The sequence below is a fragment of the Paraburkholderia nodosa DSM 21604 genome, from assembly GCF_000519185.1.
Taxonomy (GTDB): Bacteria; Pseudomonadota; Gammaproteobacteria; order Burkholderiales; family Burkholderiaceae; genus Paraburkholderia; species Paraburkholderia nodosa.
This window is the reverse complement of record NZ_JAFA01000001.1, coordinates 367,964-386,424: the sequence shown is the minus strand read 5'-3', so window position 1 is coordinate 386,424 and position 18,461 is coordinate 367,964. Positions and strand designations below refer to the sequence as shown.

Below are 18,461 nucleotides of genomic sequence, written 5' to 3'. Positions count from 1 at the left end.
GAAGTGAAGCCATGACGGTTGCCTGGCTGGGAGTTGGCGCGAATCTGGGGGATGCACGCCAGACCCTCAAAGACGCGGTGGTGTGCCTGGCACAACAGCACACCCTCACCGTCGTCGCCAAATCGAGTCTGTACCGCACCGCGCCCATCGACGCGGGCGGCGACGACTATTACAACTGCGTCGTGAAGATCGAGACGAGTCTCGACGTTCACGCGCTGCTCGCGCTGTGTCAGCGCGTGGAGCATCACTTCGGCCGGGAGCGTCCCTTTCGCAACGCGCCCCGCACGCTCGACATCGACATCCTGCTTTACGGCGACGCCACGATCGACGAAACCCACCTCGTCGTGCCGCACCCGCGCATGACCGGTCGCGCGTTCGCGCTCGTGCCGCTCGTCGAGATCGATCCCGAACTCGTGATTCCGGGCCTGGGGCCCGCCAGCGCGTTCCTCGCCGCCGTGGCCGACCAGCGCATCGAGAAGGTCAAGCCGTTGTGCCAGTGCATGGGCGCGGCGCCCGCGCCGGACACGCCGCCCTCCGGCACCTGCCAATGAGCACAACACCCCTGCCCGTCGTCAGCGCGCGCGCCACGCGGCCAGCCGCGCTCCAGTACATCGTGATCGAAGGGCCGATCGCCGCGGGCAAGACCACGCTCGCCACGCGCCTCGCCGAACGCTGGTCGATGCAGACGCTGTTCGAATCGAACGCCGAGAATCCGTTTCTTGAGCGCGTGTATCGCGACACCGCGCCCTCGTCGCATGCGCTCGCGGCGCAGTTACATATTGCCTTGCAGCGCGAGCAGCTTTCGCGCGACGTAGCCGCGCGCCGCGAAGCGGGCGTACCGCTCGTGACGAATTTCCTTGCCGAACGCAACGATCTGTTCGCACGCCTCACACTCGCTGAAGACGAACTGCCGCTCTACCGAGCGCTCGCCTCGCGTCTGACCTCGTCCGCGCCCGCGCCCGACCTCGTCGTCTATCTGCAGGCGAGTCCCGAGGCGCTGTACGCGCGCATCCAGAAGCGGGCATTGCCGCGCGAGCTGCCTATCTCGAGTGCATTCCTGCGAGCGCTCTGCGACAGCTACAACGATTTTTTCTATCATTACGATCATGCGCCGGTGCTCACCGTCGGCGCGGAGCATCTGGATCTGCCAGGTTCCGATGCGGACCTCGCGCTCGTCGCCGAACGTATCGAGACGATGCGCGGCCGCAAGGAATCCTTCGTCAAGGGCACGTCGCTATAACCGCCTCATCGGCGCGATCGAACGATCAAGCGGCGCAGCCCCTCTTCGATTTTCCCTTTCCCAACGGATTTCCCCATGACTTACCTGCAGGAAGCGAGCCGCAGCGCGGTCACCGTGCCCAAACTCCAGGCCATGCGCGACGCCGGCGAGCGCATCGCGATGCTGACGTGCTACGACGCGAGCTTCTCGGCGCTGTGCGATCGCGCGGGCGTCGATACGGTGCTGATCGGCGACTCGCTCGGCAACGTGCTCCAGGGGCACACCACGACGCTGCCCGTCACCATCGACGACATCGCGTACCACACGGCCTGCGTGGCGCGCGCGCAAACCAGGGCGCTGATCATCGCCGATCTGCCGTTCGGCACCTTCGGCACGCCCGAAGATGCGTTCGCGAACTCGGTGAAGCTCATGCGCGCCGGCGCGCAGATGGTGAAGATCGAGGGCGGCGAATGGCTCGCGCCCACGGTGAAGATGCTGGTGGAGCGCGCCGTGCCCGTGTGTGCGCACATCGGCCTCACGCCGCAGTCGGTGCATGCGTTCGGCGGTTTCAAGGTGCAGGGCAAGAGCGATGCGGCCGCCACGCAGATGATTCGCGACGCGCTGGCGCTGCAGGACGCGGGCGCGCAGCTCGTGGTGATCGAGGCCGTGCCCGCGGCGCTCGGCGCGGAAGTCACGAAGCAGTTGCGCATTCCGACCATCGGCATTGGCGCGGGTGTGGACTGCTCGGGCCAGGTGCTCGTGCTGCACGACATGCTCGGCATTTTCCCCGGCAAGCGGCCGCGCTTCGTGAAGGACTTCATGACGGGCCAGCCCGATATCGAATCGGCCGTGCGCGCGTATGTGCAGGCCGTGAAGGAAGGCACGTTCCCGGGGCCCGAGCACGTGTTCTGATCCGGCAGCTTTGCTTCGCAGAATAAAAAAATTGCGCTCCGTCTGGAGCGCGCTTTTTTTGTGGTGCGCTACGACCGTGATCTCATCGAATCAGGCGCGCCGGCACTGCGCCGCGCAGCGCGTTCGTGAGCATCAAGGCTTCGGCGTCGAGCACGTCGTCGCGCGTGAGCACGCGCTCCTGTGCGCCGAACGCTTCGTCGTCGAGCAGCACGCCGCGCATCACGCCCGGCAGCACGCCCGAGGCGAGCGGCGGCGTGAACCACTTGCCGTCGAGCTTCACGAACACGTTCGAGCGGCCGCCTTCGGTCAGCTCGCCGCGTTCGTTGAAGAACAGCATGTCGAAGCCGCCCAGCGCTTCGGCCTCGCGCCATGCGCGATCGAAATCGGCCCGGCGCGTGGTTTTGCGCAGCAACAGCGCGTCGGCGGATTCGACCGGCGTAAAGCCGTGATCCGGCGCGAGCAGCACGCCCACGGCGGCGTGCGCGAGCGCAGCGAGCGGTGCACTGGTGAGCGTAGTTGCCCCGCTCTTGCCGAGCGCGAGGCGCACACGGTGTGGCGCGATATCGTCTGCAAACGTGGCGCAGGTTTCGTCGATGCGCGCGCGCAACGCTTGAACGTCGCACGGGAAACCGAGCCACGCCGCGCTCGCCGCGAGCCGCGCGAGGTGACGCTCCGCGTGGCGCACGCCGCTTGTACGCGTCGCGTACATCGTTTCGAAGCATTCGATGTCCGGGTCGGCATCGGTCAGAAAACGGGCTTTCAAGCGGCACTCCTCGTATTCGTCGGCGGCCACGCTGTCGAGTACGATGCCCGCGCCCACGCCCATTTCACCGCGGCGCGTGGCACCCGCGCCCCTCGATGGCGCATCGAGCGTCAACGTGCGGATCACGACCGAGAGGCAAAAGTCGCCGCAGGCCTCGCCCGCCGAGGGCGCTTCGAGCCAGCCTATCGTGCCCGTGTAGAGCCCGCGCGGCGCATGCTCGAGCGCTTCGATCAGCTCCATTGTCCGGTGCTTGGGCGCGCCCGTGATCGAGCCGCACGGAAAGAGCGCGCGCATGGCGGCGGCGAAGGTCGTGCCTTCGCGCAGCGTCGCTTCGACGGTCGAGGTCATCTGCCAGACGGAACGGTAAGGCTCCACGCTGAAGAGCGCCGGTACGCGCACCGAGCCTGTTTGCGCGACGCGCGAGAGGTCGTTGCGCAGCAGGTCGACGATCATCACGTTTTCTGCGCGGTTCTTCGGATCGTTGGCGAGAAAACGCGCGGCGGCGGCGTCCTGCTCTGCATCGTCGGAACGTGCGGCCGTGCCCTTCATCGGTTTCGCGCGCAACGTTTTGCCGCACTTCTCCACGAACAGCTCCGGCGAGCACGAGAGCACCCAGCGGTCGCCCGGCAACGCAATCAGCGCGCCATAACGCACGCGCTGACGCTCGCGCAAGCGCCGGTAAAGCGCGAGCGGCGAACCGTACGCCTCGAAGCCGAGCCGGTAGGTGTAGTTGATCTGATACGAGTCGCCCGCGCGCAAGGCGTCCTGCACGGCGGCGATGTCCTGCTCGAAGCGCTCGCGATCGACACCGGTCGTCACGCCCGCCACGCCTGCCGGCGCAGGCGCTTCACGGCCCTCCTGCGCCGCGAGCCACGCATCGGTTTCCTCGCGCGAGCGTTTTTCGCAGCGTTCGAACAATAAAAAACGCAGCGCGGCGTGGCCGTGCTGCGTTTCGATGGATGAGGTCGTGTCGCGCTTTGCGAATTCGAGCGTGCGCCCGAACTCGTAGTCGCCAATCACGAGCGCGTGAAGTCCCTTGCCCAGTTCGGCGTTCACTTGCGCGCACACCGCGTCGAGATCCGCCGCGCGCTCGCATGCAAGCTCGCGGACGAACCCCGTATAAAGGCGGCTCGAGCGGCTAGCCGCCGTCGAGTCGCCGTCGTCGAGCAGCGCGAAAGTTGCAACACTCGTCGCATCACCCGCCGCGCCGCCAGGATTGACTGCCATTACGCTAACTACCTGCTATTGACCTGCTACTGCATGGCGTCGCCGGAAAAAGCGCATCAGTCGAAGAAGCTCTTCACGCGGTCGAACCAGCTCTTGCTTTGCGGGCTGTGGCGCGAACCGCCTTCCACGAGCGACTTCTCGAACTGCTGCAGCATCTCGCGCTGGTGATCGGTGAGCTTGACCGGCGTTTCCACCTGGACATGCACATACAGATCGCCGGCAATGCTCGAACGCAGGCCCTTGATGCCCTTGCCGCGCAGACGGAACGTCTTGCCCGACTGCGTGCCTTCAGGCACCGTGAAGCTCGCGCGGCCCGCCAGCGTCGGCACTTCGATCTCGCCGCCCAGCGCCGCCGTAGTGAACGGAATCGGCATCTGACAATGCAGGTCGTCGCCGTCGCGCTCGAACACCGCGTGCTGCTTGATGTGGATCTCGACGTACAGATCGCCCGACGGACCGCCGTTGATGCCCGGCTCGCCGTTGCCGGCCGAGCGGATGCGCATGCCGTCGTCGATGCCCGCCGGAATCTTCACTTCGAGCGTCTTGGTTTCCTTGACCTTGCCTGCGCCGTGGCAGTTCGTGCAGGGTTCAGGAATGTAGGAACCCGTGCCGTGGCACTTCGGGCAGGTCTGCTGGATGCTGAAGAAGCCTTGCGACATGCGCACCGAACCCGAGCCATGGCAGGTCGGGCAGGTTTCGGGCTTCGTGCCGGGCTTCGCGCCCGAGCCGTGACAGACTTCACAGCCGCTCCAGCCCGGCACGCGGATCTGCGTCTCGTAGCCGTGCGCCGCCTGCTCCAGCGAGATTTCCATGCTGTAGCGCAGGTCCGCGCCGCGATACACCTGCGGGCCGCTGCGCTGGCCACCGCGGGCGCCGCCAGCGGCCTGGCCGAAGATATCACCGAAGATGTCGCCGAAAGCGTCCGCGAAACCGCCGAAGCCCTGCGCGCCCGCGCCGCCCATGTTGGGATCGACACCGGCGTGGCCGTACTGGTCGTAAGCCGCGCGCTTTTGCGAGTCCGACAGCATTTCGTAGGCCTCCTTGGCCTCCTTGAAATGCTCTTCCGCATCCTTGTTGTCCGGATTGCGGTCGGGGTGATACTTCATCGCGAGCTTGCGATACGCCTTCTTGATTTCGTCGTCGCCCGCGTTCTTCGCGACGCCCAGAACCTCGTAGTAATCCCGTTTCGCCATATCGGTTCAACGCCGGCCTCGCGCTTCACGGCGCGCGCCGGCTCCTCTTGAATGCTGGATCTCGTGACCCGTTTGCCGTTCCTTCGAACATCCGCACGGGCGCTTCTCACGCCGCGGCGGCCCCTGAAAGAGAGCGGCCTCCATAAAACAAATGTGCCCGGAGAGCCAGATGGCTCGCCAGGCGCTGCAATGCTGACACGCATCGTAACCGATGCGGCCGCTTTCGTAGCGCCACGACCGTTCGCTGATCAGGCAAAACGGTCATGACCGCCACGAACCGACTTAGTCCTTCTTGACTTCCTTGAACTCGGCGTCGACCACGTCGTCGGCGTTGTTCTGCGCGCCTTGCTCGGCAGCACCGGCACCACCTGCGGCGCCCGCCGCGCCTGCCTGCTGTGCCTGCATGTCGGCGTACATCTTTTCGCCGAGCTTCTGCGACGCGGTCGACAGCGTCTCGACCTTCGCCTCGATCGTCGCCTTGTCAGCCGACGAGCTCTTCAGCGTTTCTTCGAGGTCCTTCAGTGCGGCTTCGATCGCTTCCTTCTCGCTAGCTTCGATCTTGTCGCCGTACTCGGCCACGGCCTTCTTCGTGCTGTGAACCAGCGCATCGCCCTGGTTGCGCGCGTCGGCAATCTCGCGCAGACGGTGATCTTCTTCCGCGTTCGCTTCGGCGTCCTTCACCATCTTTTCGATTTCGGCTTCGGACAGACCCGAGTTCGCCTTGATCGTGATGCGGTTTTCCTTGCCGGTCGCCTTGTCCTTCGCGCCGACGTGCAGAATACCGTTCGCGTCGATGTCGAAGCTCACTTCGATCTGCGGCACGCCGCGCGGTGCGGGCGGGATGCCTTCGAGGTTGAACTCGCCCAGCAGCTTGTTGCCCGCTGCCATTTCGCGCTCGCCCTGGAACACCTTGATCGTCACGGCCGACTGGCTGTCGTCCGCCGTCGAGTAGACCTGTGCGTGCTTGGTCGGGATCGTGGTGTTCTTGTTGATCATCTTGGTCATCACGCCGCCGAGCGTCTCGATACCGAGCGAGAGCGGGGTCACGTCGAGGAGCAGCACGTCCTTGCGGTCGCCCGACAGAACCTGGCCCTGGATCGCGGCGCCAACGGCCACGGCTTCGTCCGGGTTCACGTCACGGCGCGGATCCTTGCCGAAGAACTCCTTCACTTTCTCCTGCACCTTCGGCATACGCGTCTGGCCGCCGACGAGAATCACGTCGTCGATGTCGCCGACCTTCACGCCTGCGTCCTTGATCGCCACGCGGCACGGCTCGATGGTGCGCTCGATCAGGTCTTCGACCAGCGCTTCCAGCTTGGCGCGCGTGATCTTCAGGTTCAAGTGCTTCGGACCCGAAGCATCTGCCGTGATGTACGGCAGGTTGATTTCGGTCTGCTGGCCCGACGACAGCTCGATCTTGGCCTTTTCAGCCGCTTCCTTCAGGCGTTGCAGCGCGAGCACGTCCTTCGCGAGGTCGACGCCCTGCTCTTTCTTGAACTCGCCGATGATGTAATCGATGATGCGCTGGTCGAAGTCTTCGCCGCCGAGGAACGTGTCGCCGTTGGTCGAGAGCACTTCGAACTGCATTTCGCCGTCCACATCGGCGATTTCGATGATCGAGATGTCGAACGTGCCGCCGCCCAAGTCGAACACGGCGATCTTGCGGTCACCCTTTTCGGCCTTGTCCAGACCGAACGCGAGTGCGGCTGCCGTGGGCTCGTTGATGATGCGCTTGACTTCCAGACCGGCGATGCGGCCTGCGTCCTTGGTGGCCTGACGCTGGCTGTCGTTGAAGTACGCAGGAACCGTGATCACGGCTTCGGTGACCGGCTCGCCGAGGTAGTCTTCAGCGGTCTTCTTCATCTTGCGCAGCACTTCAGCCGAAACCTGCGACGGCGCGAGCTTCGAGCCGTGCGCCTCGACCCAGGCGTCGCCGTTGTCGTGCTTGACGATCTTGTAGGGCATCAGACCGATGTCCTTCTGCACTTCCTTCTCTTCGAAGCGGCGGCCGATCAGGCGCTTGACTGCGTACAGCGTGTTGCGCGGGTTGGTAACCGACTGGCGCTTGGCCGGCGCGCCGACCAGCACTTCGTTGTCGTCCATGTAGGCGATGATCGACGGCGTGGTACGGGCGCCTTCCGAGTTCTCGATCACCTTGACCTGATTGCCTTCCATCAGCGCCACGCACGAGTTGGTGGTGCCGAGGTCAATACCAATGATTTTGCCCATTTTTGTCAAATCTCCAGATTTTGGTCGCTGTGCGGACGCCGCTTTCGCGCTGCGCAGGTAACTGCCTGCTCGAGCCGCGTTTTCCCTTGTGCGCGGCTGGCGTCCACTTCAATACGGAACTACTGCCCAAATAAGTGCCGCTACGGCGATTTCAAGGGGTTTGGGCTATGCGTTCCATCATTTTTTTCAATCGCAGGGCCGTTTGGGTTCCTTTTGGTTCCTTCACGCCGCCGCGCTTCTTACATTCTTCTTACTTCGGTGCCGAAACGGTCACGAGCGCCGGACGCAGCACGCGATCGGCAATCACATAGCCCTTTTGCAGCACGCTGACCACCGTGTTCGCTTCCTGCTCGGACGGCACCATCGAGATAGCCTGGTGACGGTGCGGATCGAACTTCTCGCCCACGGGGTTGATGGCGAGGACCTTGCCCTTCTCGAGCGCGCCGGTCAGCTGCCTGAGCGTGAGCTCGACGCCTTCGTTGACCTTGGCGAGGTCGTCCGAGTTATGGCTGAGTGCGGCTTCGAGGCTGTCCATCACCGGTAGCAGATGCTCGGCGAAGTTTTCGATCGCGAACTTGTGCGCCTTGGCGACGTCTTCCTGCGCGCGGCGTCGGACGTTCTCGGTCTCGGCCTTGGCGCGGACGAAGGCGTCCTGCAACTCGGCGACCTTCGCTCGGGCTTCGTTGAGCTGGGCTTCGGCCAGTGCGGCCTCGGCAGGCGCCGCAGCGTTCTGGTCCACGCCGCCTTGGGCTGCCTGCTCGGCGGCGTCAGCCTTTTGGGGCTGGGCTGCTTGCGGCGCCTCGTCCGCGGGCGTGGGGTTCTGGCTCGTCGGGTTCTCTTGCGTGTTTTCCATGTCGCTGAACGTTGAATAGTGAAAAAGGGAACAAAGCTTCGGGCGCCATTCCGCGACCCGCTCTACCGCGCCGACGACCGTTGCGCCAACGCGACAGAGGCTTCGTGCATTGCGACAGCACATGGGTGCCGGATCGCTTGTTTCAAGGGGCTCCCGCGGCTTTTTTATACAGAGATCCAGGCCGCGAAATCGCCCGTAACAACCATTACTGCAGCGCCGCAAAAATGAAATTGAGTAAGGGACATCCCTGACCTACACTCAGGAACAGGTGCTGCTCATGGCGCGTTTACCCTGAGCGCGGCACCGCACCGAATGGGCCCACGGTCAGCACATTTTTTAGCGGCATCCCCGCGCATAAAAACGCTAACCGGGCCTCGAAACTGGCCGTTTTGCTGCGATCCCAAGGGGAGTACCGTGAAACTGACCTTTGCCATATCGGTGGTCGCGCTGGTACTCATCGCCGGAACTACGACCATCTGCATGTCGGGCGCCGTGAACGAAAACACGACGGAATACGGGGGCGTGCACGCTACGATGGAAGCGCTCTTCAACCCTCACGCGAAAATTTGTCGATAGTGCGGCGGTCGCGCTTGGTCGGCCTGCCCTGCAACACGGCAGCCGGTTCGCGAAAGAGCCGGCGCCGGTCCTGCTCCGCCGCGCGCCTCTCGCGCCCGGCCTGGGTTTCCGCATAGAGCGTCTGCGCGATGCTCGCGGGTCCGCGCACCTCGCAAATCCCCAGCACCTGCACTTCCCAGACCACGTGATCGATCTCGATTTCGACGAGGTCACCCACGCGCACGTCCTTCGACGCCTTCACGGCATCGCCGCCAATGCGCACATGCCCCTTGCCCACGGCGTCCGAGGCCAGCGAGCGCGTCTTGAAGAAGCGCGCCGCCCATAACCATTTGTCGATGCGCAGCCGCGCGCCAGGTTCAGTCGAAATCTTGTAGTTCATCAGAAGCTTTCCGGATGCGCCGCTCAGTTCACGCTCAGTCCGCTCGGTCAGGCCACTGCGCCAGCCGGCGCTGCGGCCTGCACGGGCCAGCCCTGCAGGTGCTGCGCAACAATCTCGCCTAGCGCCGCGATCCACGCCGGCGAGGCATTCAGGCACGCAATGCGGTGAAACTCCTTGCCGCCGCCGTGCAGGAACTCGTCGCGCACTTCCATGCCGATTTCCTCGATGGTTTCAAGGCAATCCGCCGTGAAACCGGGGCAGAACACGTCCGCACGGCGCACGCCGCCCGCGCCCAGTTCCCGCAGCGTGGGCGCCGTGTACGGCTGGAGCCACTGCGCCCGCCCAAAGCGCGACTGGAACGTCACCCGGCATTCGACCGGCGTCAGCTCCAGCGCGTGCATTAGGAGCGTGGCCGTTTGCTGGCACTGGTCGTGGTACGGGTCGCCCAGATCGAGCGTACGGCTCGGCACGCCGTGAAAACTCAGCACGAGCCGGTCGCCCGCCGCGAAATTGGGTTTGCCGTGCGCGTGCCAGTACTGATGCACCTGGGCCGCGAGCGCCGCGATATACGCCGGATGGTCGTGATAGCCGCGCACCGTGCGGATTTCCGGCTGGTTGCGCATGCGGCGCAGCGCGGCAAAGGCCGCGTCGAACGCCGTGGCCGTGGTCGACGACGAGTACTGCGGGTACATCGGCATGAGCAGGATGCGTTCCGCGCCCGCCAGCTTGAGCTGGTTCAGTATCGCCGGGATGTCGGGCGTGCCGTAGCGCATCGCGTAATCGACGAGGACCGTGTAGTCGTTGATCTGCAGCAGATGGCGCAGGCCGTCGGTCTGCTTCTGCGTGTGCACGCGCAGCGGCGAACCCTCGGGCGTCCAGACCGCCGCGTACTTCTTCGCCGAAGAACGGCCGCGAAACGGCAGGATCAGCGCGCGCAGGATGACCTGCCAGACCGGCGCCGGAATCTCGACCACGCGCGGATCCGAGAGAAACTGCGCGAGATAGCGGCGCACGGCGCGCGGCGTGGGCGCGTCCGGCGTGCCCAGGTTGATGAGCAGCACGGCGACGCGATGCGCCGCGGCGGACTGCGAAGGCCGCTCCAGGTCGAAACGCATAGGCGATCAGTGGCGCCGCGCGAATGCGCAGCAACGGTTGCATGAAACAAGCATTATAGCGGGCGGCCCTGACGGGCCAAGCCGGAGCCGCGACGCAGCGACTCACCGCGCGTTGGCCATTCGGCCGATGGCGCGCGCCACGCCTTGCGGGGATGATCGTCGGAAAGGCGGGTGTGCCCGATGCCCGGTGTGCCCGATGCCGGTATGCCCGATGCGGCGCTCAGTTCTGGCTGAGCGTGAGCGAGAGCAGGCGCGCAGTGATGTCGACGATCGGGATCACCCGGTTGTACGCCATGCGCGTCGGCCCGATCACGCCGAGCGTGCCGACGATCTTGCCGTTCACCTCGTAGGGAGCCGTCACCACGCTCATTTCCTCGATCGGCACGAGTTGCGACTCGCCGCCAATGAAAATCTGCACGCCCTGCGCGTGGCTCGAGACGTCGAGCAGCTGCAGGAGGCTGGTTTTCTGGTCGAACACGTCGAAGAGCTTGCGCAGGCGCGCCATGTCCGAGGAAAGGTCGGCCACTTCGAGCAGGTTGCGCTCGCCGGAAATGAGCAAGGTGTCGCCGCTTTCGGGCTCTTCGGTGCTCGCGGTCACGGCCGCGTGCATGAGCGTGGTCATGTCGCCGCGCAGCGCGTCGATTTCCTCGCGCAGGCGGCGGCGCACCTCGTCGAACGACAGGCCCGCGAAGTGCGCGTTGATGTAATTCGAGGCTTCGATGAGCTCGGAAGGCGTGAAGTCGCGCTGCGTCGCCATGATGCGGTTCTGCACGTCGCCTTCGGGCGTTACGATGATGAGCAGGATGCGCTTGTCGGACAGGCGCATGAACTCGATCTGCTTGAACACGTGGCTGCGCCGGGGCGTCAGCACCACGCCCGCGAACTGCGAGAGGTTCGACAGCACGCTGGCGGCCGCCGCCACCACTTTCTGCGGCTCGCCGGGGCGCAGCGTGGTCTTCACCGCGCGCGTGAGCGCGTCATCGTCGGAGCTGGGCTCGACGGTGAGCATGGTGTCGACGAACAGGCGATATCCGCGCGGCGTGGGCACACGCCCGGCCGAGGTATGCGGGCTGGACACGAGACCCAGCTCCTCGAGGTCCGACATGACGTTGCGGATCGTCGCCGGGCTCAACTCCAGGCCGGAATAGCGCGACAGCGTGCGCGAGCCGACCGGCTGACCTTCGGCGATGTAGCGCTCGATCAGCGTCTTGAGGAGGGTTTGTGCGCGAGGATCTAGCATGACTCAAAATTTTAGCCTAATGGCGGGTTGCCTGCGAGTGCGCCGCCAGGCCGGGCCCGGCGGGCCTGCCCGCAGGGCGGGGCGGGCCGGTATCGGCCGCCGTCGCCCGGCGGATTGCACGACACATTGCACGCCCCCTCGCCCGGCACAACGCGCGTTGTCATCGCCGTGTCACCGGCTTCGGGCTGGAGGGCGCGGCGCGCAAGGCCTGGCGGGCCGCACCCGGCTTGCGCCAGGTTCTTTTCGTGACCTGACTATGGTGTAATGCCGGCATGCAGATCCAGAAGATCCAGAGCCAGTTCAAGACGGTTGCGCTCGTTGGGCGCAGCAATACGCCAGGCATTGCCGAGCCGCTGACGGCGCTCGCCCAGACCATTTCGAAGCGCGGCTTCGAGGTCGTGTTCGAAGCGCAGACCGCAGAGGAAATCGGCGCGCAAGGCTATCCCGCGCTGCAGCCGGCCGAAATCGGCGCGCGCGCGGACGTGGCCGTCGTGCTCGGCGGCGACGGCACGATGCTCGGCATCGGCCGCCAGCTCGCGCCCTACCGCACGCCGCTCATCGGCATCAACCACGGGCGGCTTGGCTTCATTACCGACATCGCGTTCTCCGAGATGCAGGAGGTCGTGCCGCAACTGCTCGCGGGCTCGTTCGAGCGCGAGGAACGCTCGCTGCTGGAGTCGCGCATCACGCGCGACGGCGACCCGATCTACCACGCGCTCGCCTTCAACGACGTGGTCGTGAACCGGAGCGGCTTTTCGGGCATGGCCGAACTGCGTGTGAACGTGGATGGCCGCTTCATGTACAACCAGCGCTCCGACGGTCTGATCGTCGCGACGCCCACGGGCTCGACCGCCTACGCGCTGTCGTCGCAGGGGCCGATCCTGCATCCGCAGCTGCAAGGCATCGTGCTCGTGCCGATCGCGCCGCACGCGCTCTCGAACCGCCCGATCGTGCTGCCCGACGACTGCAAGGTGAGCATCCAGATCGTGGCGGGCCGCGACGTCAACGTGAACTTCGACATGCAGTCGTTCACGGCGCTGGAGCTGAACGACGTGATCGAGGTGCGCCGCTCGCGCCACACCGTGCCCTTCCTGCACCCGGTCGGCTACAGCTACTACCGCACGCTGCGCAAGAAGCTGCACTGGAACGAGCACCCCTCGCTGCAGGGCGATCCGGAGGACTAAACCCGCGTCTTCGCGTGAAGCGCGCGGGGCCGTTGCCATGCAGCCAGCCGTCCCACGGTCATCAAAGCCAATCCAAAAAGAGCAGAACCAGACGCCATGCTTCGCCATCTCTCGATTCGCGACTTCGTGATCGTCGCCGCGCTCGACCTCGAATTCGACAGCGGCTTCACCGTGTTTTCCGGCGAGACGGGCGCTGGCAAGTCGATCCTGATCGACGCCCTCGCCCTCACGCTTGGCACGCGCGCCGACGCGAGCGTGGTGCGCACGGGCGAGAGCCGCGCCGACATCACCGCCGAGTTCGATGTGCCCGCGCATGCCGCGCATTGGCTCGACGAGCAGGCGCTCACGAACGGCGATGGCGAGCACACGGTCATGATGCGCCGCGTGGTGGACAGCGGCGGGCGCTCGCGTGCCTTCATCAACGGCACGCCGGCCACGCTCGCGCAGCTGCGCGAGCTGGGCGAAATGCTCGTGGACATCCACGGCCAGCATGCGCACCAACTGCTCATGCGCCCCGACGCGCAGCGCGAACTGTTCGACACGCACGCAGGCCTCACGGATCTCGCCGCCACCGTCACGCGCGCATGGCGCGACGCGCGCGACGCGCGTCTCGCACTGCAAAGCGCCATGTCGCGCGACCGCGAGCTGCAGCTCGAGCGCGAGCGCCTCGCGTGGCAGCTCGCCGAGCTCGACAAGCTCGCGCCGCAGCCGGGCGAATGGGAGGAAGTGAACGCGGAGCACGTGCGGCTTTCGAACTCGGCCAACCTGATCGAAGGCGTGCAAGGCGCGCTCGCGGCGTTATCGGAATCCGACGAAGCGATGCTCTCGCAGCTGAACTCGATCGTCTCGAAGCTGCGCTCTCTCGCCGAAGTCGACGCCGAGCTCGACGACGCGCTCGCCGCGCTCGAACCCGCCGCGATCCAGATTCAGGAAGCGGCGTACTCGCTCTCGCATTACGCGCAGCGCCTCGATCTCGATCCGCAACATCTCGCGCAGGTCGAACGGCGCCTCGACGCGCTGCATTCGACGGCGCGCAAGTTCCGCCTGCCGGCCGAGACGCTGCCCGAGGAACACGCGGCACGCCGCCAGCAGCTCGCGGCGCTCGACGCCGCGTCCGATCTCGACGGCCTGCGCGCCGCCGGGCAGAAGGCGCAGGACGCCTATCTCGCACAGGCGCGCCAGCTCTCGAAGGCGCGCGCCAAGGCGGCGAAGGCGCTCGGCACGGCGGTCACGCAAGGCATGCAGGAACTGTCGATGGCGGGCGGCAGCTTCGAAGTCGCGCTCGTGGCGCTCGGCAGCAGCTCGACCGGCGAGCCGATCGGCAGCGCGCACGGTCTGGAGCAGATCGAATTCCGCGTGGCGGGCCACGCCGGCGTGCCGCTGCGTCCGCTCGCGAAGATCGCCTCGGGCGGCGAGCTCGCGCGCATCAGCCTCGCGCTCGCCGTGATCGCGAGCGCGGCGAGCCCCACGCCCACGCTGATTTTCGACGAAGTCGATACGGGCATTGGCGGGGGCGTAGCCGAAGTGGTGGGCCGCCTGCTGCACCAGCTCGGGCGCGCACGCCAGGTGCTGTGCGTCACGCACTTGCCGCAGGTCGCGGCGCGCGGCGATCACCACTTCCAGGTGGCGAAGTCCGGCGACGGCAACGGCGGCACGGTCTCGGACGTCACACCGCTCGACAAGGGCGGCCGGGTGGAAGAAGTCGCGCGCATGCTGGGCGGGCTGGAGATTACCGCGACGACCCGGCGGCATGCGAAGGAGATGTTGGCGGCTTGAGGGCGTACTTTTCCGTTGATATAACCCCAAATATAGCCTCCAATCAGTCCGAATTTAGGTCTATATTTAGACCCATAGACTGCTAGCCCGAGGAACGGAAATGAAGCCCAGCCAGGTCAAACCAATCAGCTATCTGAAGAGCCACGCCGCCGAGATCGTCCGCGAGATCACGGAAAGTGGCGAGCCGATGCTGATTACCCAGAACGGCGAAGCCAGGGTCGTCGTGCAGGACGCACAATCCTACGAGGACATGCAGCAGACGTTAGCACTTCTGAAGATTCTGACCCTGGGGCGCAAGGAAATCGAAGCCGGTCGCTTCATTCCCGCAAGTGATGTTTTCGCTGAACTGGAGCAGATGGACAAGGACGACGGTATTGCATGAAGGCCGTCTTCCTCCAGTCGGCGCGCACCGACCTGCAAGACATCCGACGCTACGTGATCGCCAAATTCGGCCAAAAAGCCTGGCGCGAAACGTCCGCGAAGATTCGCGGCGATATCGAACAACTCGAGGCATTTCCCCGTAATGGGCACATTCCTCACGAACTCGCGGAGCTGGGCGTTCCGAACTATCGGCAGATAGTGAGCGGCATGAACCGCATCGTCTACGAGATCGACGATCCGATGATCTATATCCATTTGATCGTCGACACTCGCAGAGACCTGAAGGACGTTCTGGCCAGGCTTCTGCTGAGGCCCTAAGCCTCCCCCCGCTCCCCAAACACGCGCTTCCACAACGCCAGCACGGCCTCGCGCTCGCGCTCCACACGCGCCGGATCGACACGCGCCTTCTCCATGCCGTCGAGCCGCAACTGGTGCTGCAGCTTGCGATACAGCCGGTACGCCGAGCCTATCGTTTCGGCCTCCTCCTCGCTCATCAGCCCGAAGCGCGACACCTCGCGCAGCAGCGCGATATTGCCCGTGTTGCGGATCAGCTCGGGGTCCTGCGCCGCGTGCAGCAGTACCCAGTACTGGACGAGAAACTCGATGTCCACCATGCCGCCGCGGTCGTGCTTCAGGTCGAAAAGTTCGGTGCGGTTCGGGTGGCCATCTTCGACGCGCTGGCGCATCTCCACGATTTCCTTCGCGAGCGGCGCGGCGTCGCGCGGCGTGGTCAGCACCTGCACGCGGATCGCCTCGAAGGCGCTGCCGATCGCTGCGTCCCCGGCCGAGAAGCGCGCACGCGTGAGCGCCTGGTGCTCCCAGACCCACGCCGTGTTCGCCGCGTCCCCTTCGCGCAGCTGGTAGCGGCGGAACGCGTCGAGGTCGGTCACGAGCAGGCCCGACTCGCCGTTCGGCCGCAGGCGCAGATCGACGTCGAACAGCGTGCCCGCGCCAGTGGCCGTGGTGAGCCACGTGATGAGGCGGCGCGCGAAGGTCGCGTAGATCTCCGAGGCGCGCTCGTCCTCGTCTTCGTACAGAAAGATGATGTCGAGGTCCGACGCGTAGCCCAGCTCCTTGCCGCCGAGCTTGCCGTAAGCGATCGCCGCGAAGCGCGGCACCTCGCGATGGCGTTTGGCGAACTGCTTCCAGACGGTCTCGATAGTCGCGTCGAGCACGGCGTCGGCAAGTTCGGAGAGCCGGTCGCTCACGTGCTCCACCGAGAGCCGCCCCGCCAGGTCGTTGAGCAGGATGCGGAACACCTCGGCCTGGTGCGCGTGGCGCAGCAGGTCCATCTGCTGCTCGACGTCGGTGGCGGCGGCGAGCCGTGCGCGCAACAGGCGCGAGAACTCGGGCCAGTCGAAGGGCGACGCAACCGCCTCGTCGTCGAGCAGCTCGTCGAGCAGTTGCGGATGGCGAATCAGATAGCCCGCCGCCCAGCGAGAGCCGCCCAATACCTTGAGCACGCGGCTGAGCGCATCTGGGTATTCGGTGAGCAGCGCGAGATACGCGCCGCGCCGGATCACGGCTTCGAGCAGGTCGAACATGCGCGCGAGCGTATCGCCGCGGCGCTCGCGCGGCTCGAGCGTGCGCGCGGCTTCGAGCGCGCGCTGCGCGACGCTGTCGAAGCGCTCACGGCTTTTCTCGGGCAGCCCCGCGTAACGCGACGACTGCCAGAGTCCGCGCAGGCGCGCGAGCAGCGGCGCGGGGTCGTCGATGCCCAGTTCCGTGAGACGTTCGAGCAACGAGTCTTCGGCGCCCTCTTCCATGAGCGCGCCGCTCCAGACCCATGCCGCCGCGCCGTCTTCGGACGCACCGCAGCCGCCCTCGCCGCCCATCTTGTCGGAGAAGATCTGCACGAACTGGCGCTCGACGTTGTCGCGGTGGCCATCGAGCGTCGTCATCAGCGCGGCGTAGTCGGCAAAGCCCATCGACTTCGCGAGCGCGGCGCGCTCCTCGGCGTCCACAGGCATGGCGTGCGTTTGCGCGTCGTCGCGGTACTGCAGGCGATGCTCGAGGTCGCGCAGGAAGTGGTAGGCGCGCGTAAGCTCGCCGCACACATCGGGCGCGATCAGTCCGCGCGCGGCAGCGTAGCCGAGCACGGCGAGCGTCGGGCGCACGCGAAAGCCCGCATCCTGGCCGCCGCGAATGAGCTGGAACACCTGGGCGCTGAACTCGATCTCGCGAATCCCGCCGCGCCCGAGCTTGATGTCGTCGGCCTTGTCGGGGCGCATCATGGCGCGCCGCTGCGCTTCCTGGCGGATCTGCACGTGCAGCGAGCGGATCGCGCTGATCACGCCGAAGTCCAGATAGCGGCGGTAAACGAAGGGCTTCACGAGCGAATCGAGCTGGCGTGCAAGACGCAGCGCGCTGTCGCTCTCGTCCTCGGAAACGAGCCGCCCCTTGATCCACGCGTAGCGCTCCCACTCGCGGCCCTGCACGTAGAAGTACTCTTCGAGCATGCCGAGGCTGCACACGAGCGGCCCGGAGTCGCCGTTCGGGCGCAGGCGCATGTCCACGCGAAACACGAAGCCATCGGCCGTCACGTCGCTCAAGGCGGCGATCAGGCGCTTGCCCACGCGCGTGAAGAAGTCCTGCGTGGCGATGGGCGAGCGCTGGCCGCCCGTGGTTTCGCCGTCGTCTTCATAAACGAAGATCAGGTCGATGTCGGACGAAACGTTCAGCTCGCGCCCGCCCAGCTTGCCCATACCCACCACGCCGAGCGTGAGGCGCTCGCCGCCCGGGCCGCGCGGCTCTCCGAAGAGCGTCTCGAGGTCGGCGCTCACGCAGGCGAGCGCGCGCTGGATCGTGACTTCGGCCAGATCGGTCATGCTGCCGGTCACTTCGGCGACGTCGGCCACGCCGCCGAGATCCCGCTCCATCACGGCGCCGATCACTTCCACGCGCAGCTGGCGCAGGACCTTCTTTAACTGCTCGTCGCCCAGCGGTGCGCCGGGTGCGGCGTTTGCTGCAGCGAGCAGTTGCCCACTCAACGCGTCGAGCCGCGCGACGATGCGTTCGCGCGAGAGCGGCGCGGCGGCCAGCGCCTCGACCTGCGCCGCCAGTTCGGGACGCGCGGCGTAAGCACGTGCTGCATAACGGGAATAGCTGGAACTCAGAAGAGGGATGTCAGTCATGAAGTGCTGCTTGCCGGGAAGGCTCGCGGTCGTGTCGCGCGCCTGGGTTGAAGACGATGCCAGTGTGACGATGCCGATACCGATGGCTCGACCGCGAGGGTTCGCCCCGCGCCACGCGCGCACCGCCCACCGGCTCTCGCGATCCGCCTCGCCGATGCGTCCGGCATAGCCGCCGCCGCAGTGCAAAAAATCATGCGTGTCACGCGCCGCATGGCCATCCCGGCTTCCCCGGATGGGCGTTCTGGCGGCCCTCTGTGATACATTTCGTCGTTAGAACGCA

At 65.9% G+C, this 18,461-nt stretch carries 15 protein-coding genes; 7 read left to right on the top strand and 8 right to left on the bottom strand.

What is annotated here, in order from left to right:
- Positions 1–11: 11 nt before the first annotated feature.
- The 3 genes from folK to panB all read left to right on the top strand — a co-directional run bounded on the left by folK (position 12) and on the right by panB (position 2,131).
- Positions 12–551 (top strand): 2-amino-4-hydroxy-6-hydroxymethyldihydropteridine diphosphokinase, encoded by a 540-nt coding sequence (gene folK, locus A3CW_RS0101755; RefSeq protein WP_028202032.1) that lies wholly within the window; start codon positions 12–14, stop codon positions 549–551.
- The gene (locus A3CW_RS0101750; RefSeq protein ID WP_028202031.1) at positions 548–1,240 is read left to right on the top strand and encodes a deoxynucleoside kinase; all 693 of its coding nucleotides are present in this window, start codon (positions 548–550) and stop codon (positions 1,238–1,240) included. The genes folK and A3CW_RS0101750 overlap by 4 nt, the downstream gene beginning before the upstream one ends.
- 75 nt (positions 1,241–1,315) lie before the next feature.
- Positions 1,316–2,131 (top strand): 3-methyl-2-oxobutanoate hydroxymethyltransferase, encoded by an 816-nt coding sequence (gene panB, locus A3CW_RS0101745; RefSeq protein WP_028202030.1) that lies wholly within the window; start codon positions 1,316–1,318, stop codon positions 2,129–2,131.
- Between the two features lie 82 nt (positions 2,132–2,213).
- Here panB and pabB read toward each other — a convergent pair whose 3' ends face one another.
- The 7 genes from pabB to hrcA form a co-directional block, all read right to left on the bottom strand.
- On the bottom strand, positions 2,214–4,121 hold the full coding sequence (pabB, locus tag A3CW_RS0101740) for an aminodeoxychorismate synthase component I (protein ID WP_051481105.1): 1,908 nt from the start codon (positions 4,119–4,121) through the stop codon (positions 2,214–2,216).
- Positions 4,122–4,177: 56 nt separating this feature from the next.
- Positions 4,178–5,314: a molecular chaperone DnaJ gene (gene dnaJ, locus A3CW_RS0101735; protein ID WP_028202028.1), complete on the bottom strand. Its 1,137-nt coding sequence runs from the start codon at positions 5,312–5,314 to the stop codon at positions 4,178–4,180.
- Between the two features lie 282 nt (positions 5,315–5,596).
- Positions 5,597–7,543, bottom strand: a complete 1,947-nt coding sequence (gene dnaK / locus A3CW_RS0101730) for a molecular chaperone DnaK (protein WP_028202027.1) — start codon at positions 7,541–7,543, stop codon at positions 5,597–5,599.
- 250 nt (positions 7,544–7,793) lie between these two features.
- Positions 7,794–8,396, bottom strand: coding sequence for a nucleotide exchange factor GrpE (gene grpE, locus A3CW_RS0101725; RefSeq protein ID WP_028202026.1), 603 nt, complete (start codon positions 8,394–8,396; stop codon positions 7,794–7,796).
- Positions 8,397–8,943: 547 nt separating this feature from the next.
- Positions 8,944–9,351 carry an RNA-binding S4 domain-containing protein gene (locus A3CW_RS0101720; protein WP_028202025.1) on the bottom strand — a complete coding sequence of 136 codons (408 nt, stop codon included), beginning with the start codon at positions 9,349–9,351 and terminating at the stop codon, positions 8,944–8,946.
- A gap of 47 nt (positions 9,352–9,398) precedes the next feature.
- Positions 9,399–10,466, bottom strand: coding sequence for a ferrochelatase (gene hemH, locus A3CW_RS0101715; protein ID WP_028202024.1), 1,068 nt, complete (start codon positions 10,464–10,466; stop codon positions 9,399–9,401).
- Positions 10,467–10,686: 220 nt separating this feature from the next.
- A complete protein-coding gene (gene hrcA, locus A3CW_RS0101710; protein ID WP_028202023.1) occupies positions 10,687–11,706 on the bottom strand; it encodes a heat-inducible transcriptional repressor HrcA in 1,020 nt (339 codons plus the stop codon).
- 272 nt (positions 11,707–11,978) lie between these two features.
- Between hrcA and A3CW_RS0101705 the strand changes: the two genes are divergently transcribed.
- The 4 genes from A3CW_RS0101705 (at position 11,979) to A3CW_RS0101690 (ending at position 15,365) form a co-directional block, all read left to right on the top strand.
- Complete coding sequence (locus A3CW_RS0101705; RefSeq protein ID WP_028202022.1) at positions 11,979–12,890, top strand: NAD kinase; 912 nt, start codon at positions 11,979–11,981, stop codon at positions 12,888–12,890.
- Between the two features lie 96 nt (positions 12,891–12,986).
- Positions 12,987–14,666 carry a DNA repair protein RecN gene (gene recN / locus A3CW_RS0101700; RefSeq protein ID WP_028202021.1) on the top strand — a complete coding sequence of 560 codons (1,680 nt, stop codon included), beginning with the start codon at positions 12,987–12,989 and terminating at the stop codon, positions 14,664–14,666.
- 100 nt (positions 14,667–14,766) lie between these two features.
- Positions 14,767–15,048 (top strand): type II toxin-antitoxin system Phd/YefM family antitoxin, encoded by a 282-nt coding sequence (locus tag A3CW_RS0101695; RefSeq protein ID WP_028202020.1) that lies wholly within the window; start codon positions 14,767–14,769, stop codon positions 15,046–15,048.
- Positions 15,045–15,365 (top strand): type II toxin-antitoxin system RelE/ParE family toxin, encoded by a 321-nt coding sequence (locus A3CW_RS0101690; RefSeq protein ID WP_028202019.1) that lies wholly within the window; start codon positions 15,045–15,047, stop codon positions 15,363–15,365. The genes A3CW_RS0101695 and A3CW_RS0101690 overlap by 4 nt, the downstream gene beginning before the upstream one ends.
- Here the strand turns inward: A3CW_RS0101690 and glnE are convergent.
- A complete protein-coding gene (gene glnE / locus A3CW_RS0101685) occupies positions 15,362–18,181 on the bottom strand; it encodes a bifunctional [glutamate--ammonia ligase]-adenylyl-L-tyrosine phosphorylase/[glutamate--ammonia-ligase] adenylyltransferase (RefSeq protein ID WP_028202018.1) in 2,820 nt (939 codons plus the stop codon). The two genes, A3CW_RS0101690 and glnE, sit on opposite strands and share 4 nt — an antisense overlap.
- Between the last annotated feature and the right edge of the window lie 280 nt (positions 18,182–18,461).